Source organism: Streptococcus sp. 10824, assembly GCF_013276595.1.
GTDB classification, from domain to species: domain Bacteria; phylum Bacillota; class Bacilli; order Lactobacillales; family Streptococcaceae; genus Streptococcus; species Streptococcus pseudopneumoniae.
The window spans coordinates 1-23,884 of the sequence record NZ_VMLH01000010.1 but is presented as its reverse complement, the minus strand read 5'-3'; the positions used below and the strand labels follow the sequence as shown (position 1 = coordinate 23,884).

12 protein-coding genes and 3 pseudogenes are annotated in these 23,884 nt (G+C 41.0%); 7 read left to right on the top strand and 8 right to left on the bottom strand.

Translation table 11 applies throughout. From position 1 onward, the window contains the following. From HT701_RS01420 to HT701_RS01410, 3 genes are all read right to left on the bottom strand, one after another. A partial coding sequence (locus HT701_RS01420) for a YSIRK-type signal peptide-containing protein (RefSeq protein ID WP_172931138.1) occupies window positions 1–5,248 on the bottom strand: 5,248 nt, incomplete at its 3' end. Window positions 5,249–5,662: 414 nt separating this feature from the next. Beyond that, window positions 5,663–6,460, bottom strand: a complete 798-nt coding sequence (locus tag HT701_RS01415) for a Nif3-like dinuclear metal center hexameric protein (protein WP_119919737.1) — start codon at window positions 6,458–6,460, stop codon at window positions 5,663–5,665. Continuing rightward, entirely contained in the window at window positions 6,447–7,124 is a 678-nt protein-coding gene (locus tag HT701_RS01410) for a tRNA (adenine(22)-N(1))-methyltransferase TrmK (protein WP_023941353.1), read from the bottom strand. The genes HT701_RS01415 and HT701_RS01410 overlap by 14 nt, the downstream gene beginning before the upstream one ends. Before the next feature lie 346 nt (window positions 7,125–7,470). Between HT701_RS01410 and HT701_RS01405 the strand changes: the two are divergent. Both HT701_RS01405 and HT701_RS01400 read left to right on the top strand, forming a co-directional pair. Then, window positions 7,471–8,707 (top strand): annotated as a pseudogene (locus HT701_RS01405) (hypothetical protein). Window positions 8,708–8,949: 242 nt separating this feature from the next. After that, window positions 8,950–12,042, top strand: a complete 3,093-nt coding sequence (locus tag HT701_RS01400; RefSeq protein ID WP_240152343.1) for a DEAD/DEAH box helicase — start codon at window positions 8,950–8,952, stop codon at window positions 12,040–12,042. A 433-nt stretch (window positions 12,043–12,475) separates the two neighbouring features. On the opposite strand, the gene HT701_RS01395 is transcribed toward HT701_RS01400, so the two are convergent. After that, window positions 12,476–14,812 (bottom strand): cation-translocating P-type ATPase, encoded by a 2,337-nt coding sequence (locus tag HT701_RS01395; RefSeq protein ID WP_166728107.1) that lies wholly within the window; start codon window positions 14,810–14,812, stop codon window positions 12,476–12,478. Between the two features lie 132 nt (window positions 14,813–14,944). Here HT701_RS01395 and HT701_RS01390 point away from each other — a divergent pair, with 132 nt between their 5' ends. Beyond that, on the top strand, window positions 14,945–15,694 hold the full coding sequence (locus tag HT701_RS01390; protein ID WP_166728108.1) for a 1-acyl-sn-glycerol-3-phosphate acyltransferase: 750 nt from the start codon (window positions 14,945–14,947) through the stop codon (window positions 15,692–15,694). Window positions 15,695–15,986: 292 nt separating this feature from the next. Here HT701_RS01390 and HT701_RS01385 read toward each other — a convergent pair whose 3' ends face one another. Next, window positions 15,987–16,601 carry a CadD family cadmium resistance transporter gene (locus HT701_RS01385; protein WP_119942400.1) on the bottom strand — a complete coding sequence of 205 codons (615 nt, stop codon included), beginning with the start codon at window positions 16,599–16,601 and terminating at the stop codon, window positions 15,987–15,989. 816 nt (window positions 16,602–17,417) lie between these two features. Continuing rightward, window positions 17,418–17,687, bottom strand: a complete 270-nt coding sequence (gene rpsO / locus HT701_RS01380; protein WP_001018251.1) for a 30S ribosomal protein S15 — start codon at window positions 17,685–17,687, stop codon at window positions 17,418–17,420. A 205-nt stretch (window positions 17,688–17,892) separates the two neighbouring features. Here rpsO and HT701_RS11315 point away from each other — a divergent pair. The 3 genes and pseudogenes from HT701_RS11315 (at window position 17,893) to thrS (ending at window position 20,833) form a co-directional block, all read left to right on the top strand. Continuing rightward, a pseudogene (locus HT701_RS11315) lies at window positions 17,893–18,252 on the top strand (hypothetical protein). Between the two features lie 256 nt (window positions 18,253–18,508). Continuing rightward, window positions 18,509–18,832, top strand: a pseudogene (locus HT701_RS11805) (MazG-like protein). Window positions 18,833–18,889: 57 nt separating this feature from the next. After that, window positions 18,890–20,833 (top strand): threonine--tRNA ligase, encoded by a 1,944-nt coding sequence (thrS, locus tag HT701_RS01370; protein ID WP_172931137.1) that lies wholly within the window; start codon window positions 18,890–18,892, stop codon window positions 20,831–20,833. Window positions 20,834–20,881: 48 nt separating this feature from the next. Here the strand turns inward: thrS and HT701_RS01365 are convergent, their stop codons facing one another. Both HT701_RS01365 and HT701_RS01360 read right to left on the bottom strand, forming a co-directional pair. Further along, window positions 20,882–21,856 carry a HAMP domain-containing histidine kinase gene (locus HT701_RS01365; RefSeq protein ID WP_172931136.1) on the bottom strand — a complete coding sequence of 325 codons (975 nt, stop codon included), beginning with the start codon at window positions 21,854–21,856 and terminating at the stop codon, window positions 20,882–20,884. Continuing rightward, on the bottom strand, window positions 21,849–22,526 hold the full coding sequence (locus tag HT701_RS01360) for a response regulator transcription factor (protein WP_000548993.1): 678 nt from the start codon (window positions 22,524–22,526) through the stop codon (window positions 21,849–21,851). The genes HT701_RS01365 and HT701_RS01360 overlap by 8 nt, the downstream gene beginning before the upstream one ends. A gap of 155 nt (window positions 22,527–22,681) precedes the next feature. Between HT701_RS01360 and HT701_RS01355 the strand changes: the two genes are divergently transcribed. Further along, window positions 22,682–23,755 carry a DUF2974 domain-containing protein gene (locus HT701_RS01355; RefSeq protein WP_172931135.1) on the top strand — a complete coding sequence of 358 codons (1,074 nt, stop codon included), beginning with the start codon at window positions 22,682–22,684 and terminating at the stop codon, window positions 23,753–23,755. Window positions 23,756–23,884 lie beyond the last annotated feature (129 nt).

Genomic DNA, 23,884 nt, shown 5'->3' with positions numbered 1-23,884 from the left:
GGTCTGCTACTGGCGTTACTACCAGAGCTGTCTTGTCTGCTTTGTCGACTAACTGCTCTTTCGCTTTGTCTAACTTACCTTGCGCTTCTGTTACTTTTTCTTGCGCTTCTTGAACTTCAGCTGCTGTCGCATTGTCACCTTTAGCTAATACTGCTTTGGCTGCTTCCTTCGCTGCTGCAACATCTGCTTCTGCTTCTTTCTTAGCGGCTTCGTATGCTTGAATACTTTCTGGTGTCTTACCTTCTGTACTTACAGCTTCATCTAACTTCGCTTTATCCTCAGTTAGTTTATTTTTCGCTGTAGTTGTCGCTGCGGTTGTTACGGCATCTTCTGCCGCTTTCAAGGCTGCTTTGGCTGCGTTTACTTTCGCTAGCTCTGCTTGTACAGCTTCTGGTGCCGCATTGTCGTCCGCTATTACTTTTTTCGCTGCTTCCACTGCTTTATCCGCCGCTTCTTTTGCTTTAGTATATGCGTCAACTTTGCTTTGTGGCTTGTCATCTGTAGTTGGTTGACTTGCTACTTCGCTTGCTAAATCGTTATTCGCTTGCGTTAGAGCTGTCTTGTCTGCTGGTTTCACCACATACGTTACTCTTACGTTTTCTGTACTTTGATCTGTATAAGTAACAACAACGTCAAGAGTATGGTTCCCTACTGTAGTTGGATACTGTGTTCCTTCTTTCAGTACAGCTGATGCTTTGTTAGCTACATCTACAGCAGCAAGTAACTCTGCATTTGTAGGATTTTCACCGATTACTTTTGTAATCGTCTTAGTCGTCGGAGCTGTGTGTTCTGGAATAGGATGATTTTGGTTATTTGCTTGAGATTCAACATCGCCATTTCCTCTAGTAGAGGCTGTTGTGATATTTGTATTCCTGTTCACTTTTGTATAGTCAAGCGTAACCTTACCATTTGCTAGACTGATACCATCTGGTAAGGTTGTTGAAGAACTCCAATTATTTCCTCGTTTAACCAGTGTTACTGTGGCATTGGTATTTTGTTTGTTCTTATAAGTTAAGGTCACTTTTTCTGCATCTGTCGGTAATGTAACTTCTACATCTCCATTTTGACGTGTAGCACTAGTTGTTGCACTCGGTTGTTCAAACTTAGCCTTAATTCGTTTAGTTTCTGAAATTTTCGTTGCGCTAGAAGCTTTTACCGCAACTTCCGTCCCGTCTTTTACTAAACTTTTTGGAAGGGTAAAGCTATTGCCACTAGCTGTAATTCCTGCAACAGCACTCCATCCTTGATCAGTTTTTCTAAAATGTTGTGTTTCTGAACGATTACTAGTTTGATTATGATAAGTCAAATCAAACTCAGTAGCTTCCTGCGGTACAGTAATTACAACCGAACCATCTGGTTGGGCTATACCACTTACATCCTCTAATCTTCCTAAAACCTTAGTAGTAGCTGCTATACTAAAGTCAGAGCCGTCCTTCTGCTGCTTAACTGTAACTGTTGAACCTGCTTCTGCTGTTTCAGCTTGGATTAGGATTTTGCCCAGTCCATTTTCATCATTTATAATCGAAATTGTGCTATCTGCATTGGCGTCATCCTTATTCCAGTTGCTACCAGTTTTAGTAAAACCAACAGTTTTTTCTTGTCCAGTAGCATTTGTATACGTAAGCATAACCTTAGTAGCTTCGTCTTGACCTACCATTGATGTTACCGTTAGAGTTTCTTTATCTTGTGAGATAGTTGGAGATTGAGGTGCTTGGACCGTCACTTTTGTAACCAAGTCATCTCGTGAGATAAACTTACTTTCTGATCCGTCCTGACTTGTAACAGTTGCATTTCCATCACTATCCACTGTAACAGTCGCTCCTGGGTTAGCAGCTTGTAGAGCCTTCTTAATCTTTTCAATATCTGAAGAATTTAGTTTCTCTGGATCGGTTACAGGTACTTTCTGCTCTGGGTTGACTAACGGTTTACGGTTCTTTGCAGCTTCTTTTTGCTCTTCTGTCAGCTCCAACAAATCTTTGTGGGAAATCAAGCCACTTGTTCCATCTGGTTGTACAACATAGGCATCTCCATTTTGCCCAACGTTTACAGTAGCACCAGGATTTTTCTCCTGAACCTTCTGAGTAATCTTCGTCAATTCCTCTTTGGTTAGCTTATTTGGATTAGCTACCTTCACTTTTTCAGTTGGTTTTTGGATTTCTTTTGGAGAAGTCGAATCATCTGCAGAATCTGCTTGCCCATTTTGTTTCACAAAATCACTGACAGCAGCTTCTTCCTTTTGTCCATCCGGTCTGGTCACCTGAACCTTACCATCATCTGTTATTTCAACTTTAAATCCTGGATTAGCATCTTCAATAGCTTTTTTTAGCTTATCTTTCTCGGTTTGATTTAGACTACTTGGATTTTCAACGGTAACTTTTTCTGCTGGGCTTACAAAGTCACGGCTAGCTTCTGTAGGAAGTTCTAGTTTAAGCGATTCTGATAGTGGTGATACAAGATAGTCTAAAACAGGTTCATCTGTACCTTCCTTAACCACTGCCGTAACTAGACGAAGTTCCTCATTCCCCACCAATTCTTGTCTATACTTATCAGGAGTAAAATCAACTGTTCCATCCGCCTTAACATCACCACTAGCAAGAATAGTATAGCCAGTAGCTTTTTTAGGCTTATTATCAGAAGCACCTGTGCCTACAGCATCCACATCATTCCCACCTTTAACCAAGAAGGTTTTCAGTTTTGCTTTATCAGGAATATTTGCTGCTTCTCCTTTTGTTCCAGAGTTTGCTTTGATGACCGGTTTTCCTGTAGTCTTTCCTTTCAAACTCTCAGCTGTTGTTACAAAACTCGGTTTCGTAAATGGAATGTATAGATAGAGTTTTTCTGTCTTGGTTGTATTATCTGCGGTTGTAACCGTAACAGTAATTTGATGGATACCTGAATTGGTTTTGTTAATAGTTCCTGTTAATGACTTCTTGCTACTTAGGGGTCCCTCAGGCTCCACTCCACCCTGAACCAAGCCCGTTTTTTCTAAATTAGTTACTTCAATATTTTTGATAGACTTACCACCTGGAACTCGAACCAGCACTTGTAGTTGCTTTCCAGTATAACTGTCAAGATATAGTGCTTTATACTTACTTGTCTCCAAGCTAGAAGCTGCTCCGCCCTCTCCACTTTGTCCAAACCCAATACGAATCTGACTGCTATCGTAGTTGGCTACTTTAGCATCTGATGATTCAGACTCTAAGAGTGAAGTTCGCTTGCCTTCTGCAGTCAAATAAGACTGACCTGAAACACGTGACTTGACAGTATAAGAACCTTTTGTAATAACAACATTTTTGAAGGTTGCATTTCCATCATCACCAGCAATACTGGTTGCTACTTCTTTTCCGTCATGGTAGAGAACCATCTCTACACCTTTGGTTCCGTTAGTTGCAGTGATATCCTTTATCGTCCCTGCTTGCTTTTGCAAATCAGTATTTAAACTTGGTTTTTTCGGTTTCACAACAAAATTTAACTGAACCAATTCACCAGAACCGTCAGCAAAGATTCGCTCTACAAGATAAGATTTCACTCCCGGAGTATTGACGATAGTCTTTGCAACCTCTTGGTTGTTTTCAACTTTGACACCATCCTTAAAAAGATTATAAGAAGTTGGATGTGATTCAGCATTATCCCCTACCTTATCCCTATTTTTAAAGTAAGATTCAAGGTCAATGCCTCCATCGCTTTTAGCAATTAAAGATGAAGAGGTACCTGGAGTTGTTGATACATTATTATTTCTCGGCTGCCAAATTTGCCCTTGTACAATCTGATAGTAGCCATTCCCTTCCAACTGAGCCGGATACTTCTCAGCCTGGTCTCCTTCACCGGCAGCTCTACCGTACCACTGATTGACTAGCAAGCGATTAACTGATTTCCCTGACAGCCTAAACCCTTTAACACCCAAGGCGTAATAGAGATTACGGAAAGTCGTATCTGGGGAAGTCGTCTCAAAAGTCAAATGGTAGCTATCATCACGTCCTCCGTCCAAAGAGAAGGTGTAGACTTTCTCGGTTTCATTTTTGATACCAGAGTATTTAGAAGCTGCCTTTTTCTCAACTTCAGTTGGGAAGTTTTTATCAGCATGGTAGTAGAAACCTTTCTGCACCCACCAGTTAACTTCTTCCTTGGCTAAGCCATCCAGACTATCCGTCCGATAACCATAACCTCCACTTTTTGCTGCCGCTCCTGTTGATGCAACAGTCCCCTGCTTTTCATCACTAATTCCATCAGCTGATTGTAAGGCCTTTAGGATTTGATCCTCTCCGTTACCTGCATCTCCACTAGTAGCAGTGGTGCCACCAGTCCTATGATCATAACGAGAAATAGTTACTGAGTTTGCTTTTACAGTGTGGTTTTTAGGTAGGGTAAACCAAAAAGTATTTGATAAGTAGTGGTGTGGACCCCGTCCTACTTTTCCCTTATTGATATCAATCTCCCATTTAAAACCAGTTTCTGTTTTCTTGACTATCCCGTAGATAAAATCTTTCGCTTCCGGAATACGAAACTCTTTTCCGTCCCAATATGCTCTTGAACGTTGCGAACCATAGACATAGGTTCCACGGGCATAAGGTGAACCTGCATGTCCATCTTCTAAAAAGTAGTTGATCCCATCTACATAAGCATTACTTGGCACAGCTATGTAGCCTGAAGGAACTTCTTGTCTGCTTCCTCTTGAACGAGGTTGAATCGCTGTTGTCACCGGAGTGTTTAACGGTTGTTCATCCTGTTCTGTATCATCCTCATCATCGTCAAGTGGAATAGGGTCATAGTCAGACTGGCTGTCTTTGAGCACCCGAGGCTGAAGGACTCCAGTGCTGCTTGTTTTGGCTGCTATCGTGTCAGCAGATCCTGCCCTTTTCTCTCTCACCTGAGAACTTTCTTGAACAGACTCTGGCTGGCTAGAGTCTACTCCAGTAGTTTTAGGGGCAGCTACTGTCTGTCCTTGATTAGATCCTTCCGCTGACCTCCCTTGCCCTTTTATCTCCTTTGTGATCTTGCCTTCAGCAAGTTGCTCAAGTACAACCTCCTTCGACTCTCCCTCATCCGACTCCTGCAGAGCCCCATCAGGGTTACCATCAAATCCAGCGACCACGTCATTAGTTGTAGCTGGAGTGACTGTCTCACTCGCTGCTACTGCACCGTTGGCAAAAAACATCAATGCGGCAACCGCAACACTGGCGGCACCAAAGTGGTACTTACGAATGGAGTAACGGAAGACCTTTTCTCTGTTAGACTTTCTAAAATCCATAACTCTTTCTCCTTAAAGATATGATTGAAGAGAACATGTCATTTTCCTCTTCAATTGACAATAATATTAAATAGCAACTTACGACTATTTACCCCACTATACCTCCTATGAAGAGTATACAGTCTAGTAGCAATTATACCACCCCCCCCCGAATTTTGCAAGGAAAAACATTTAATTTTTTCTGTTTTTAGAGTATTTTATGGTAAATTGTTATCTTTCTAATTATATGTATTGGATTTTTTGATTAAACTGCAAAAAACGAGGACTATTGTATTTTTTTATTTATAAAATTTCGGGTATAAGTTTTACAAAAAAATCCAGTCTCAACAATGTCTCAGAATCACATTTGTACTAGTGTAGTTTCAGTTTACCATAACTATACTAGTACAATTTTTCATTGTCTTCACCTTCTAACTAGATATGATGGAAAGGATTGGTCGATGCTTGGCTAGGTAAAATCTCTAGTTCCCAGCCTTTTTCCTCTTTCCATTGAGTAAGGAGTGCTGCGATTTTTTCCACAAACAGCACTTCGATATAGTGACCTGGATCCAATGCCAGCAAGCCATCAGACAACATATCCTGGGCAGTGTGGTAGTAAATATCACCAGTGATATAGACATCCGCTCCTTTAGCTAAAGCATCCTTATAGAATGACTGCCCGCTTCCACCACAGATGGCCACTCTTGAAATAGGTTTCTGCAAGTCATTCTCTTGATAATGCACCATTCGAAGACTATCTAGGCCGAATACTTGCTTGACATACTGGGCAAAGTCCCCAAAGGTCTGAGTCAGAATATTTCCAATACGTCCAATCCCACGTTCAGGGCCTGTTTCCTGCAGATAAGTCGTTTCCTCGATACCTAGCATCTGGCAGAACCAATCATTGAGGCCATTTTCAACGATGTCAATATTGGTATGGCTGACATAAACTGCGATGTCATGCTTGATGAGATCAATGTAAATCTGATTTTGTGGACGGCTAGCTACCAAGTCCTTAATGGGACGGAAAATCGGCGCGTGCTTGACAATAATCAAGTCCACACCCTTTTCAATGGCTTCAGCCACCGTCTCTTCACGAATATCCAGAGCAACCATGACGCTTTGGATATCCTTGTCCAAAGTGCCAATTTGCAGGCCACGACTGTCTCCCTCCATGGAAAATTCCTGAGGACAAAAGGCTTCATATGCGTTAATTACTTCACTTGCTAACATGGAGCACCTCCTTGATGGCTTGAATTTTATCGACTAGAACTTGACGCTCCTCCAGATTTTTTTCTGGGATTTGTCCGAGGGCAAACTCTAGCTTAACAGCTTCTTTTTGCCATTTTTGGACAAAGACTGGACTGACCTCTTTGGACAAAAAAGGACCAAAGCGAACATCACTGGCTGATAGCTTCATTTGTCCTGCTTCCACCACCAAAATCTCGTAAAACTTGCCAGCTTCTTCTAAGATGCTTTCAGCTACAATCTGAAATCCGTTCTCTTGTAGCCAGATACGCAAGTCGTCTTCACGATTATTGGGCTGGAGGATCAACCGTTCTACATTAGCTAACTTGTCCAAGCCTTCTTCTAAAATTCTAGCAATCAAACGACCACCCATTCCAGCAATGGTAATGACAGACACTTGGTCTGCCTCTTCAAAGGCTGCCAAGCCATTGGCTAAACGAACCTGGATTTTCTCCTTTAGGCCGTGAGCCTCAACATTTTTGACTGCAGATTGGTAGGGACCTTCTACGACCTCACCTGCAATGGCACTTTTGATTTGTCCTCTTTCGACTAACTCGATAGGCAAATAAGCATGGTCACTTCCCACATCTAGCAAAATGGCTCCCTGTGGCACAAAGGAAGCCACCAATTCTAATCTCTTTGAAATCATCTTCTCTCACTTTCCAAACTCTATTATCTCTTATTATACCACATTTCAATCTTCAACTTTCCAGTAATATAAGCACCTCTGGCGAAAGAAGTTTCAATGTCCTAAGGTAATAGATGGATTCACTTGAAATATTTTTCAGAAATTTACAGAATTGTCAAAAAATGGGTAATTTATTCAAAAATTCTTGACTTTATAAAAAATATACACTAAAATATATTTAGAAGATTAGAGGAGATAAAAGTTTCACTAAATTTTATATTTGAAGGTAGTATTTAGATAGGAAATTTAGTCAGACGAACCACGAATTTGCTCTATGCTTTCTAGAATTTATTATAAGGAGATTAATATGCATATTTTTCTTAAAAATCGAGCTTTTCGTCAGCTAACAGTAAATGAGTGGATTTCAAGTTTTGGAGATACTATTTTTTACTTAGCTTTTATCAATTATGTCTCTTCTTATGCCTTTGCTCCCTTAGCTATATTTTTGATTAGCCTATCAGAAACCATTCCACAGGTCTTGCAACTTTTTACTGGAATTATAGCTGATTTTCAAAAAAATCGAATCAGCAAGTATATTTCTATCCTCTTTATCAAGGTCCTCCTTTATTCTGGAGTGACTTTGCTCCTGACAAGTACCGACTTCTCTCTCTTTTCTGTTTTCTTTATTTGCAGCATGAACTTGTTTTCAGATACGATTGGTTTTCTTGCAGGATACATGCTGACACCGATTTACATACGGCTAATAAACGATGATATGACGGAGCTATGGGTTTTAAGCAGTACACGAGTTCCATTGTACGTTTGATAGGTAATCTCAGCGGAGGAGTATTTTTAGGACTGTTTAGCATTTCTACTCTAGCTTTTGTAAATGTTTTAACCTTTTTATTTGCCTTTCTAGGAAGTCTACTTATTCGAAACCGCTTGAAAAAGAGGAAGAAAAAATCGAAGTTCCTCCTTATGTAGGAATGAGTAGCTTTTTCCAGCATTTGAAAGAGTCAATGAAATTATTGATGACTATGGGAGATGTCATGGTCTTGCTTTGGATTTTGTCCATTAGTCAAGCTGTTTTGATGATGGTAGAGCCTGTCAGTGCGATTCTACTGATTCACCATCCTTTTATGGGTTTGTCAACAGGGCAAAGTCTGGCAATTTTGATAATGATAAGCCTTCTTCATGTTATTTTAGGTGGACTTCTGAGTGGATTTCTATCTAAAAAAATTTCTATTCGCCTGAATATTTATTGGAGTCTATTGATGGAGTCTCTCATTGTTATAGGTTTTCTACGTGGAAGTTTTTTACTTATTTTACTAGGAAGTGCAGGTGATGCTTTCTCGGCAGGAGTATTGAGTCCTCGCTTGCAAGCCATGATTTTTGGAATCATTCCTGAGGAGTTAATGGGATCAGTTCAATCCTCCATCAATGTTATCAACTTGCTTATCCCAGCTGTCCTATTCCTTGCTCTCGTATTTCTTGCAACAAGTGTTGGTCTTGAAGTTGTTGCCTTTGCTCTTATAATTTTACTACTTATAGCAGCCTATCTAGTTCACCAGATGAAAAACTTACCAAACCAAGAAGAAATTTAGCTAGAATGTTATAGATAAGTCAGTTTTCACTTGATAGTTTCTGTGGAATCGTAAGCTCCTTGTAATTGATTGTCGATATTACATACAACTATCTGGCAACTGCAAATGTTTCCAATCCCTATCAAGATGCAATTTATATAAGATAAGTCTATTCTTTTCCTATAAAATCTGATAAGATAGAGGAAAGAATAATTAGAATAGAGGTTACTTCAATGGCGGTTCCCGATAGACTCCCTGCTCGTATGAGAATGGATGGACGAACTATTTTCCAACAGATAAAAAACTATTTTGATACTGAAAATAAAGAATATTTTAAGCACCCCAATACCTATGATGGTATTTCCATGCATCTGGAACCCAACATCCTGACCAGTATGGAGCACTTCGATTTGACTGGCTTTCATTGCGAATGTAAGGATTTCCAAAATCAGGGAGTCTGTAAACACTGGGTTGCCATGGATCTCTACTTTCGTAGCCTCCCCCAAGCTATTCAAGAACGCATTGGTAAAGCGAGTCATAAACCAAGTTTTGCCAGCCAACTGATTCCTACCTTGCCATCTGATGAACTCCAAGATGAACTGGTAGAAGAAAAAGCGGTGGCGCCTTCACTTTCCCTTCATGGACAAGTCGAAATCCGAAATCATAGCCTAGCATGGACCTTAAAACTACAGGTAGAACAGGCTTCTCGTGCCTATGTTATCAAGGATATAGCTCACTTCATTTTTCTCATTTTCCAAGAGGAAGATTACTTTGTTTCACAGAAAATCGGGACAATCAGATTATCCTTAGATCAGTTTAATCAAGCATCCCAAAACCTACTCCTCTATATCAAAAAATATTTCATCGATAGAAATGAACATTCTTATTTCAACTTCAGTTATGGCATTAGCCCTAGAGATTGCGGACGCTATTTAGAGACTCCTGTTAGCTATTTAAACGACCTCGTCCCACTTTTTCAAGCTTTGGATGTCTTCCAATATGTAACCTCAAAAGCCGAATACCCTCTTATATTCTTAGATGATAGTCCCTTTATCCCGAAAGAGGAAATTTTTAAAGTTGTCAAGTCTAATAACCATTATGAAATCATCAATACAGCTTATTTTGGTTTCATTATTCAAGAAAAACTTTGGATTCGACACAATCACTTCCACATCATCAAAGAAGAACACCGTTACTTTTTGGATAAATTAGCTACTTGGATCTATCATTATCAAGAAAGTTCTCCTCTTATCTTTTCACAGGAAAATAAGGCTGAACTTATGCAAATCTGTAATATCATCTCAAACTATGTTCCTATCAGTCTTCCAGATGAATTACAAATCCATGACTTTATCCCCACCTTTGCCTTCTCCAAAACTAGAAATGAAATTGCCCTTAATATGGTGTGGTCCTTTGGAGAAAAACAAGTCCATTCTAAACAAGATCTCCTAACCCTCCCCTATACTTACCAAGCTAGCAAAGCTAGAAAAATCTATCATCAACTGCTTTCTGCTGGTTTCAAAGAGGAATTTCATAGTCTTTCCAAAATCAAAATCGTTGATTTCTTCCTAAAAGAACTCCCCCGTTTTCGTACTCTGGGTCAAGTTCAACTAGATGAATCGCTTGAAAAACTCTTAGTAGAAGATCCTGCTGTCATTGACATTTTTGACGACGAAGGCTTCCTTTCAGTTCAGTTTGATTTTTCTATGATTTCAGAAGATGAGGTTGAAAAAGCTATCCAAGCTTTATGGAATCAAGAAAGCCACTACCAAACCAAGCAAGGAAAGGTTCTAGTCTTTGACGATGAAAGTCTCAAGGTTGCCCAAAGTCTCCAAGATCTTCGCGCTAAATTTTCAGACGGAAAAATCAAGATGCACAAATCTCGTGCCTTTAGTCTTTCTGAAACCTTCAAAGACAATGAGCATATCAATTTTTCTCGTGATTTCAAAAAGATGGCTTATGACCTGACCCACCCTGAAGAATTTGATATCAAGCCTTATGAAGTCAAGGCCAAACTCCGCTCCTATCAAAAAGAAGGAGTCAAGTGGCTGAGTATGCTGGATCATTATCATTTTGGGGGAATCCTGGCAGACGACATGGGTCTAGGGAAAACCTTGCAAACCATCACTCTTCTGGAAGCCAACCTTAAACCAGACCAGAAAGCTCTTATCCTAGCTCCAGCCAGCCTTCTTTATAATTGGAAGGAAGAATTCCGAAAATTTGTACCTCACAAACAGGTTGAAGTAGCCTATAGTAGCAAAACTGAGCGTATCAAACAAATTGAAAAATCTGCTACTATCACTATTACAAGCTATCCATCTTTTCGATCTGACCTTAAACATTATCAAAAGCAGTCTTACGACTACCTCATCCTAGATGAAGCACAGATGATAAAAAATAGTCAGACCAAAACAGCACAAGCTTTAAGAGAATTTGATGTCAAAACCTGCTATGCCCTATCTGGAACTCCTATTGAAAACCGTCTCGAAGAGATTTGGTCTATTTTCCAGATAGTATTACCAGGTCTCCTACCAAGTAAAAAGGAATTTTCAAAATTGTCACCTCAACTCGTTGCTAAACTGATTCAACCTTTTGTCCTGCGTAGGAAAAAAGACGAAGTTCTGACAGAATTACCTGAACTGAGCGAGCACCTCTACAGCAATGAACTCAGCAGTTCACAAAAAACGCTCTATCTAGCTCAACTTCGACGCATGCAAGAAATGGTTGCAGGAGCCAGCGCCTATGAGATTAAACGTCATAAAATTGAAATCTTAGCAGGACTAACCCGACTTAGACAAATCTGTAATACCCCTGCTCTCTTTTTAGAAGACTACAAAGGGGATAGTGGAAAAATGGACAGCTTATTCGAGCTCCTAGACACCATTCGTGAAAAAGGGTCACGACCACTTATCTTTTCACAATTCACCTCTATGCTTGATCTCATTGAGCAAGAACTAGAGAAAAAAGAAATGTCTCACTTTAAAATAACAGGACAAACACCTTCAGATAAACGTCAAGAAATGGTCAATCTTTTCAATCAAGGGGAAAAAGACTGCTTCCTCATTTCCCTAAAAGCAGGTGGAACAGGACTTAATCTAACAGGAGCTGATACCGTCATCCTCTGTGACCTCTGGTGGAATCCAGCAGTTGAGATGCAAGCCATCGGTCGAAGCCACCGCCTTGGCCAGACCAAACAAGTCGATGTCTATCGCCTTATCACACTTGGTACCATAGAGGAAAAAATACAAGAACTCCAAGAAAGTAAAAAAGAACTCTTCAACACCGTCCTTGAAGGACAAGAAAGCAGAAGCAATCTGAGCGTTGATGATATTAAAGAAATCTTGGGTGTTGAATAAGTGAAAAAGAACTAGAGTAACCACACTTAGTGGGTCTATCTAGTTCTTTTTTAGGTTCTAGACTTTCCTTGCCCTCCTATGAGCTCTATACGCCTTACCATCACGTTTCTGTTCGTTTAGATACAATTTCGTCATCCCTTTATCTGACAGTTTTTATGCTATCAAACTAGGGAGCTGACCACAAGTTGCTCAAAGTATCGCTTTGAGATTGTGGATAGAACGAACCTGGTTTGAAGATATTTTCGAAGAGAATTATTTCTTACATCAAACTTCAAATAGTCTAACTACAGATATTTGAATCTATTACCTCAATCCAAGCAGGCTTGAGAATCACTCTTGGGTTCACCGATAGATAATAGACACGTAGGCCTTGCACATCATACGATAGATCCATCGTATAAAAAAACTGCAATCCACAGATTGCAGTCTTTCTTTATTTTCTGGCTTGATAGCGACTAGTCAGAATGAAAATCACTGTAAAGACCAACATCATGACACCATAAACAGGCAACGTTTGTTCTGTAAAGGTTGAAATTTCAAGCAGTTTTTGGATTCTTGGGAAGAGAGCTGTCGCTAGGAAACCTCCTACTGACCAAACAATCAAGAGGACACGCCATAGGGTAAATGGCATGCAGGCTCTAAATACGGATAAGAAACCAATTGACCCCAAGAGATAATAGAGTAGAGTTGAGATTTCTAACTCAGACCAACCTTGACTCGCGCCAAACATTTTCACAAAGAGAACGCTGAATACGACCATAAGGGCGCTTGGTAGGGCACGAAGCATGGATTTTCTGAGGAAATTCTGCTCAACAGGTTTGATATTTCGCTCAAAAGTCAGAACGAATGGTGGGAAACCTTCCACAAACTGGTCAATCATGGTAATCTGGATCGGAATGAAGGGGAAAATCAAAATCCACTCTGACCGACCTAGTAAAGCACTGGCAATACAGATGACTGCTAACAGGAAGGAATAGATGGTCTTTATCAAGAAAATCGGGGCGATGTGGGCAATGTTATTGACCACGCGACGACCCTCGAAGAGAATCTCAGGAACATCATTAAAGTCTGAGTTCAAGAGAACCAGATTGGCAATCTGACGGGTTGCTGGATCCCCCTCCGCCATCACGATAGAACAATCCGCCTCACGAAGGGCCAAGATATCATTAACCCCGTCCCCTGTCATAGCCGTTGTATGACCCGCTTTTTTCAACGTTTGGATGATGAGTTTCTTTTGATGAGGGGAAACACGTCCGAAAATAGCTGTCTCCTCCGCCATGGCCATCAATTCCTCATCGATGATTTTCGAACAATCTACATAGCTATGGTAGTCCGCAAAACCAGCCTTCTGGGCAATGCTGGATACAGTGACCGGATTGTCACCAGAAATAATCTTGAGGCCCACTTCCTGAGAACGGAGATAGTCCAGCGTCTCTGCTGCTCCTTCTCGAATAGGATCCAAAATTTCCAGCAAGGCTAAAGCCTGAATATCAGAAGGTTTCTGTGGCTTGTGATGGTCTAATTTCTCCTGACTAAGAGCTAAGACCAAGACACGTGCCCCTCTCTCCAAGGCCTCCCTGGCTTCTGGGACTTCAGAATCCAGCAACATCTCAGGTGCCCCTAAGAAAACTGTTCCCAAGCCTTCTAACTCCATAGCCCCCCACTTGCGGTCGCTCGAGAAGGGAAGATTGGAAATCATAGGATAAGCAACATCTCCCACAAAACGCTGGCGAATGGCTTGGGCAGTTGGATTCTTATCCTCACTATAGGCTATGTAGCTAGTCAAGATGCTGGCAATAGCCTCTTCACCATACGTTTCCGTCAACGGAAGAACAGCCTCCACCTGCATCTTTCCTTGGGTGATGGTACCCGTCTTGTCCAGACAGAGCATATCCACGCGCGCCAAGGTCTCAACAGAGTACATCTCCTGCACCAAGACCTTTTTCAAGCCCAGCTTAATCACCGCTGTCAAGAGCGAAGTAATGGTCAAAAGGGCAATTCCCTTAGGCAACATTCCCAAAAGAGCTGTCGACGAGTTTACAACGGATGACTTGAGAGGCAGGCCTTTTAAAATCAAGGCTTCTAGCAAGAGAGCCAGACCGAAAGGAATGATAATCTTTCCAGTAAAACCAGCTAGCTTGTCCAGAGATTTCATGATACGGGAGTTGATCGGTTTCACTGTCTTAGCTTCCAGCATGAGTTTGGCAGCATAGTTGTCTGCACCGACATGGTGAACTTGAGATAAAACTGACCCACTGGCTAGGAAACTTCCTGACAAAAGCAAGGCTTCCACTTCCTTTTGCACCAAATCACTTTCCCCCGTCAACATGGCTTCATTGACTTCCGCAAAGCCTTCCAAAACCAAGGCATCACTAGGAATCTGCTCTCCTGCAGACAAACGAATGACATCTCCTAGCACTAATTCTTCAGGATTCAGAGCCACTTCTTGGCCATCACGAATAGTCTTGACCTTTTCCTTGGTCATGAGATTGAGCTTATCCACCATGTGTTTGGCGCGTAGCTCGGTCACGATCCCAGAAAAAGCGTTAAAGCAGATAACAGCAAAAAAGACCAAATTGCTCCAAGCCTGCACAAAGGTAAGAGCCAAAGCAATGGCAAAGTTCAAAGCATTAAAAAGGGTAAAGACATTTCGTTTAACGATTTGCCAAGTGCTAGTACTGGCCGATGCAGTAAAATCATTGACCAAGCCCTTAGCCTGTCTTTCCTTGACTTCTCTTTGGGTTAATCCCATAATCTTATTTTTATCCATAAATTCTATCATATCATTTTTTCTAAAAGAATTCTAATCTCATCCCAAATATGCACCTGGTCAAGGGAAAAGTTTGCCAGCCCTCCTTTGATAAGGTATAATAATAACAAGAAAACAATCGAAGGAGATCGCATGTTTTATACTTATTTACGTGGATTGGTTGTCTTGCTCCTATGGTCCATCAATGGCAATGCCCACTATCATAATACTGATAAAATTCCTAATCAAGATGAAAATTATATTTTGGTTGCACCTCACCGCACTTGGTGGGATCCTGTTTACATGGCCTTTGCGACCAAGCCAAAACAATTTATCTTTATGGCCAAAAAAGAGCTCTTTACCAACCGTATTTTTGGTTGGTGGATTCGTATGTGTGGTGCCTTTCCTATCGACCGTGAAAATCCTAGCGCCTCAGCCATCAAATACCCTATCAATGTTCTCAAAAAAAGTGACCGCTCTCTCATCATGTTTCCAAGTGGGAGCCGTCACTCAAACGATGTCAAGGGTGGCGTAGCTCTGATTGCCAAAATGGCCAAGGTCCGTATCATGCCGGTTACCTACACAGGTCCTATGACTTTGAAGGGCTTAGTTAGCCGTGAACGTGTCGATATGAACTTTGGAAATCCAATTGATATCTCAGATATCAAGAAAATGAATGATGAAGGCATTGAAACAGTCGCCAATCGTATCCAAACAGAATTCCAACGTCTGGACGAAGAAACGAAACAATGGCACAATGATAAAAAACCAAATCCACTCTGGTGGTTTATCCGCATCCCTGCCCTCATCCTTGCTATTATCCTCGCTATCCTAACCATCATCTTTAGCTTTATCGCAAGCTTCATCTGGAACCCAGATAAGAAAAGAGAAGAACTTGCATAGAAGAAATGAACCTTGGCCAAACAGCTAAGGTTTTCATTTATATAGTAGATTGAAACTAGAATAGTACACCTCTACTTCTAAAACATTTTTAGAAATCGATTTGACTGTCCTGATCGATTTGTCCTATTCTTATTTCATTTTACTATATTTATAAGAATCTCCTAATCAAATCAAAAGCCACTCTACAATAGAGTAACGTTAAGATTTGTCCATTTATACTCAATGAAAAAGCCCTCTGAAAATCAGAGAGCTGATTTGAGCTCGGGCTAAAATCCTAGTGAAACAAAAAAATCTACACGATCAGAAAAGTCTCTATCGTGCCATTTTCATACATGATGTATAGTCCAAGTAGAATGAATACTAAGGGCACAATGATTCGCTCGTATTTTTCAATTGTCTCGAATATTAACGGAATAGAGGATAACACCCGACTAATCTCGCAAAAGATAATTATGCCGATTACAAGCACAAGCAAGGCCACGAGGGTCTGTGACCAATCTAACGAAGCAAAATAAGGTATATAGATACCTAAATTATCTCCGCCAGACGCAATTGTCAGCAATGTAACTGTCCAAAACAGTTGATTTGCCTTGCTTTGTTCTAATCTTTCAATAATTTCTTCCTCTTCTTCTTCCGCATCTTCTCCAACAATTGCAAAGCGAATCCCTAAATAGATAGGGATTAAACCAAGCAATCCAACCATCCATTCTTCAGGCACGAAATTAACGACATAAGCAGCAACTAAACTCGCCCCTACAAGTAAGCCTGTGCCTAGATATTGCCCCGCATAAATATGCCATTTCTGTTTATTCTGTGATAGCTGTGCAAATAAAATAATTAAAATAATTAAATAATCGATACTGGTGGAAATATAAACACCAATAGCAGATATGATTGTCTGTCCCATAAAAAAAACCTCCTGTATTAGTCAGTAATAAATCAGCAGATTTTAGGAGAGCACAGACACATTAATTTAGCTATCGCTAGTGGGTAATGTCGAACGTAGGAAAGCATTTTACTCCTCCTCAAAACGTAGTTACAAAGTAATTTCTAACTGGAATTCAGTGACTACTTCCATGTAAAGTATAAACATACTATACTTTACTTCGTAAAGTGTGGGCTCTCCGAGGGGGCTTGCAGACACCTACTCGACTTTTCAAGCCGAGTAGCTGCGCACCTTTATGGTGTAATTAGCTGATACCATTTGAGGTTTTTGTAGTCTCCAAAATTGTGACCGATAAAACTTCAATAAAAAAGCCCTCTGAAGTCAGAGAGCTGATTTGAGCCCGGGCTAAAATCTTAGTGGAAAAGATGAAACTCCTTGTGTTCATCGAACACTGTGTCATTTCCCTATTTTCATACGGATTTTTGACACCCTTAGCATCATGATTCTTGCTAGATAAACCGTTTATAGGCTAGGCGACGAGGCGAAGATTGTACGAAACTTTCAGTGAAACAAAAAAAATCTCCCCGAAGGGAGAAAAGCTAGTTTATTTTACCTTACAGTGTTAGGAACCGTAACCGAAGATTATACTTGAGTATAGCGAGGTAAGGTGACAACGCAAAAAAGCTACCCAATTTAGAGTAGCTTTATTATCAAGATATGCTCAATTGAACACGGCCTAAGCACTTGGCAAAAAAGATAAAATCTCCTAGAAACTGAAGTTTCTTCGTCAATTTTCCTATTTTTGCTTTGTGCTTTTGACGGCCTTTGTATCTTGAATTAGCGACGAAGTCCTAGAGAGTTGATCAACTCACGGTAACGGTTAACGTCGTTTTTACGCAAGTATGCAAGCAAGTTACGACGGCGACCGATTTTTTTCATCAGTCCACGGTAAGTAGCGTGGTCTTTTTTGTGTTGTTTGATGTGTTCGTTAAGGTGGTTGATTTCCCAAGTAAGGACAGCAACTTGAACCTCTACTGAACCTGTATCACCTTCGTGACGTGCATATTGTGCAATGATTTCATTTTTTTTCTCTTTTGAGATTGCCATGATGTTTCTCCTTTTTATTTGGCTTCATCCGAGTGACAGGTTGGCATGCCTGTAACCAAGAAGAAGTTATTTGTCTTTACGACAATCCCTATTCTACCAATAACTAACTTCTTTGTCAACAGATTTACTTTCTTGTTTTAAACATGCTATAATAATCATAGCAAGAGATTTAAGTTGTCTGTTTTTTTAAAACGAGCTGATTATCATGCCTAGATTCTATTCCCATCTCCCCCACTATCTGGTCATCTTTTTCTTTTATTGGCCTCTTTATGAATTATTTTCACTGCTCTCATCCGGTCCCAATCTGCTAGGACTCATCTTCTAAATATCTTTATCTTTTCTCCGTTAGTAACCTTCATCGTTTCTCTTCTTTACGGTTACCGCTTCCCTTTTTCCCTTTTGACATTGGATTGCTCTTTTGCTTTACTATCATTTCTTTCCACGATTTTAGCATTGTCTACTTTTTAGCCTATGAAACCTTTGCTCTGGTCGGCATGGCTTCCGGTATTGGTATCAAGCATATTCTGCAAAAATAAAAAACAAAAAACTTTCACAAAATCCTTGAAAAATCTCACAATCATGCTATAATAATCCATAGAGACAAGTCACTTAGTCCCTTTCTACTAGAGAGTGCGTGGTTGCTGAGAACGCATAGAAAGACTATACTGATACTACTCTTGAGTTTTTTATGAAAACATAAAACGGTGGCCACGTTAGAGCCAATCAGAGGTGTCCCTCTCTTTTGAGGTACATAAATGAAGGTGGAACCACGTTGCGACGTCCTTTCGAGGATGTCGCATTTTTTTATTAGGATACTAATTATGGAGTTGCAAGAATTAGTGGAGCGCAGTTGGGCAATCCGACAAGCTTATAACGAACTGGAAGTTAAGCATCATGATTCCAAGTGGACGGTAGAAGAAGACCTCTTGGCTTTATCTAATGATATTGGAAATTTCCAACGACTGGTGATGACAAAACAAGGACGCTACTATGATGAAACACCCTACACACTGGAACAAAAACTTTCAGAAAATATCTGGTGACTATTAGAACTTTCTCAACGTTTGGATATAGATATTCTGACGGAAATGGAAAACTTCCTCTCTGATAAAGAAAAGCAATTGAACGTTAGGACTTGGAAGTAGTCTGCTGATAAAAAATCAATGCTTAGAAACTATGAAATAATAAAAAAGGAGAACATCATGATTAACATTACTTTCCCAGATGGCGCTGTTCGTGAATTCGAATCTGGCGTTACAACTTTTGAAATTGCCCAATCTATCAGCAATTCCCTAGCTAAAAAAGCCTTGGCTGGTAAATTCAACGGCAAACTCATCGACACTACTCGTGCTATCACTGAAGATGGAAGCATCGAAATTGTAACACCTGATCACGAAGATGCCCTTCCAATCTTGCGTCACTCAGCAGCTCACTTGTTCGCCCAAGCAGCTCGTCGTCTTTTCCCAGACATTCACTTGGGAGTTGGTCCAGCCATCGAAGATGGTTTCTACTACGATACTGACAACACAGCTGGTCAAATCTCTAACGAAGACCTTCCTCGTATCGAAGAAGAAATGCAAAAAATCGTCAAAGAAAACTTCCCATCTATTCGTGAAGAAGTGACTAAAGACGAGGCACGTGAAATCTTCAAAAATGACCCTTACAAGTTGGAATTGATTGAAGAACACTCAGAAGACGAAGGCGGTTTGACTATCTATCGTCAGGGTGAATATGTAGACCTCTGCCGTGGACCTCACGTTCCATCAACAGGTCGTATCCAAATCTTCCACCTTCTCCATGTAGCTGGTGCTTACTGGCGTGGAAATAGCGACAACGCTATGATGCAACGTATCTACGGGACAGCTTGGTTTGATAAGAAAGACTTGAAAAACTACCTTCAAATGCGTGAAGAAGCTAAGGAACGTGACCACCGTAAACTTGGTAAAGAGCTTGACCTCTTTATGATTTCACAAGAAGTGGGACAAGGACTTCCATTCTGGTTGCCAAATGGTGCGACTATTCGTCGTGAGTTGGAACGCTACATCGTTGACAAAGAGTTGGCTTCTGGATACCAACACGTTTATACTCCACCACTTGCTTCTGTTGAACTTTACAAGACTTCTGGTCACTGGGATCATTACCAAGAAGACATATTCCCAACTATGGACATGGGTGACGGGGAAGAATTTGTCCTTCGTCCAATGAACTGCCCACACCACATCCAAGTCTTCAAACACCATGTTCACTCTTACCGTGAGTTGCCAATCCGTATTGCTGAAATCGGTATGATGCACCGTTACGAAAAATCTGGTGCCCTCACTGGTCTTCAACGTGTGCGTGAAATGTCTCTCAACGACGGTCACCTTTTCGTTACTCCAGAACAAATCCAAGAAGAATTCCAACGTGCTCTTCAGTTGATTATCGATGTTTATGAAGACTTCAACTTGACTGACTACCGCTTCCGTCTCTCTCTTCGCGACCCTCAAGATACTCACAAGTACTTTGACAACGATGAGATGTGGGAAAATGCCCAAACCATGCTTCGTGCAGCTCTTGATGAAATGGGTGTGGACTACTTTGAAGCCGAAGGTGAAGCAGCCTTCTACGGACCAAAATTGGATATCCAGGTTAAGACCGCTCTTGGTAAGGAAGAAACACTTTCAACTATCCAACTTGACTTCTTGCTTCCAGAACGCTTCGACCTTAAATACATCGGAGCTGATGGCGAAGAGCACCGTCCAGTTATGATCCACCGTGGGGTTATTTCGACTATGGAACGCTTCACGGCTATCTTGATTGAGAACTACAAGGGTGCCTTCCCAACATGGCTTGCACCACACCAAGTAACCCTCATCCCAGTATCTAACGAAAAACACGTGGACTACGCTTGGGAAGTGGCTAAGAAACTCCGTGACCGCGGTGTCCGTGCAGATGTCGATGAGCGCAATGAAAAAATGCAGTTCAAAATCCGTGCTTCACAAACAAGCAAGATTCCTTACCAATTGATCGTTGGGGACAAGGAAATGGAAGACGGAACAGTCAACGTTCGTCGCTACGGCCAAAAAGAAACACAAACTGTCTCAGTTGATGACTTTGTTCAAGCTATCCTTGCTGATATCGCCAACAAATCACGCGTTGAGAAATAAGAACCTATCACAAAAGCCTCCAATCCGGAGGCTTTTTCTCATCTATTTTTACTCAATAACGAGATTCACTTGAGCAAACTGAATCCGCACTATCGTTCCTTTTCCGACCTCAGACTCGATACGAATCTGGTGACCCAGTTCTTCAGAAATTTTCTTAGATAGGTAGAGACCAAGTCCAGAGGACTGTTGGGTCAAACGGCCATTGTATCCTGAGAAACCACGTTCAAAGACTCGGAGGACATCACTGTTTTTTATCCCAATTCCCGTATCCTTGATACAAAGCTCTTGCCCCTCCATATAAATCTCCAGACCACCTTCCTTGGTGTACTTGAGACTATTTGAGATAATTTGCTCAATGACTACTAGTAGCCACTTTTTATCCGTCACGATTTCTTTATCAAGGTCATGTAGGTTGACATTTAGGCCTTTTTGAATAAAGAAAAGAGCATATTTACGAATTATTTCCTTGACCAAGTCCTCAATTTGAACCTGCTTTAAGACCAAATCATCATGAAAACTTTCTAAACGCAGGTACTGTAAAACTAGATTGGTATAGGAATCAATCTTGAAAATTTCCTGTTCTAATTGCTGCTTTAATTGGCGGTCAGCTACTTCTGCAACTAAGAGTTGACTGGCTGCAATGGGGGTCTTAATCTGATGGACCCACAAGGTATAGTAATCCAGCAAATCCGTCAGTTTTCTTTCTGAATCTGACCTCTGCTGATAGAGTTCCATCTCACGCGCTTCTAATTTTTCAGCCAAGGCTCTTTCCAAAGGAGACTTGGCTTCCCTCTCTCCATAGAGAAGTTCCTGGCGATAGACCTGCATTTCCACCAATATGTCCCAAGTGAAAAATAAGATGGTTACAAAGCAACACAAGAGGAAAAAGTAGAGAAAGTAAATTCCCAAACTGGCAAATAAAAACTGAAAGAGTAAGACCAGAAACGTCAAAGAAATCAGATAGACAAACAGACGACTACGGGAGCGCAGATAGGCTAGAAAAAATTGTTTCCAATCAAGCATGCTTTAATCCATACCCTATCCCTTTCTTGGTTTCGATAAATCCTACCAAGCCCTGCTCTTCCAATTTTTTACGCAAACGAGCCACATTAACAGAGAGGGTATTATCATCAATGAAAAAGTCACTGTTCCAAAGTTCCCGCATGAGATCATCACGCGCTACAATATTGCCCGCATGCTCAAACAAAACGCGTAAAATCTGAAACTCATTCTTGGTCAAATTCAAGACTTGCCCTTGATAATGTACATCCATGGATTTGGTATTGAGGATAACACCAGCATATTCCAGTAAACTCTCGTCACGCCCAAACTCATAGGAACGACGCAACAAGCCCTGAACCTTGGCTAAAAGAACCTGCTGGTCAAAAGGCTTGGTCACAAAGTCATCCGCCCCCATATTGATTGCCATGACGATATCCATAGCCTGGTCTCTGGAAGACAGAAACATGATGGGGACCTTGGAAATCTTGCGAATTTCCTGACACCAGTGATAGCCATTAAACAAGGGCAGTCCAATATCCATGAGGACCAGATGAGGCTCCGACTGGACAAAAAGACTCAAAACTTCCATAAAGTCTTCTACCAGAACCACTTCAAATCCCCATTCAGAGAGCATTTTCCCGACCTGTTGACGAATGACCTGATCATCTTCTACTAATAAAATCTTGTGCATGCGCTTCTCCTTTTCTATTATTATAACAGATTTTTCAATGCTAGAAGGTCTGAAACTGAATTTGAAATAGCTTGTTTTTAGCCAGTACAAACAGGCAATGCTACTAGCTAATTTGAGGTAAATTTGATAAGATAAATAAAAAGAAAGGAGATTTTATGACCAATATTTTTGACTATCTGGAAGATGTCGCACACGATTCTTATTACGACCTTCCTTTGAACGAGTTAGACATTCTAGCCTTAACAGAAATCACCTATCTCTCCTTTGATAATCTGGTCTCCACAAATCCTCAGCGACTTTTAGACCTGGCACTTCAGGTTCCAAGAGAGCCTAACATGTTGACCAGCAAAAATCGCCTCCAACTATTAGATGAACTAGCTCAACACAAACGCTTCAAAAATTGCAAACTCTCCCATTTTATCAACGATATCGACCCTGAGCTGCAAAAACAATTTGCGGCTATGACCTACCGCCTCACTCTTGATACCTATCTGATTGTCTTTCGTGGGACAGATGACAGTATCATTGGCTGGAAGGAAGATTTCCACCTGACCTATATGAAGGAAATTCCTGCTCAAAAGCACGCCCTTCGCTATTTAAAGAACTTTTTTGCCCACCATCCTAAGCAGAAGGTCATTCTGGCTGGGCATTCCAAGGGAGGAAATCTCGCTATCTATGCTGCTAGTCAAATTGAACAAAGCTTACAGGATCCAATCACAGCAGTTTATACCTTTGATGCGCCTGGTCTCCATAAAGAACTGACACAAACCGAGGGCTATCAAAGGCTAATGGATAGAACCAAGGTCTTCATCCCACAAGGTTCCATTATCGGTATGTTGCTGGAAATCCCTAACCAGCAAATCATTGTTCGAAGCACTGCCCTAGGTGGCATCGCCCAGCACGATACCTTTAGTTGGCAGATTGAGAACAAGCACTTCGTCCAGCTGGATAAGACCAACAGTGATAGCCAACAAGTCGACACAACCTTCAAAGAATGGGTGGCCACAGTCCCTGACGAGGAACTTCAACTTTACTTCGACCTCTTCTTTGGCACTATTCTTGATGCTGGCATCACCTCTATCAATGACCTGTCTTCCTTCAAGGCTATCGAACACATTCATCATCTCTTCGTCCAAGCGCAATCCCTCACTCCAGAAGAAAGAGAAACCATGGGACGCCTTACCCAGTTATTGATTGATACCCGTTACCAAGCTTGGAAGAATAGATAAAAAGCTTATGAAAAGGTAATACTCTTCGAAAATCTCTTCAAACCACGTCAGCGTCGCCTTACCGTATATATGTGACTGACTTTGTCAGTCTTATCTACAACCTCAAAGCGGTGCTTTGAGCAACCTGCG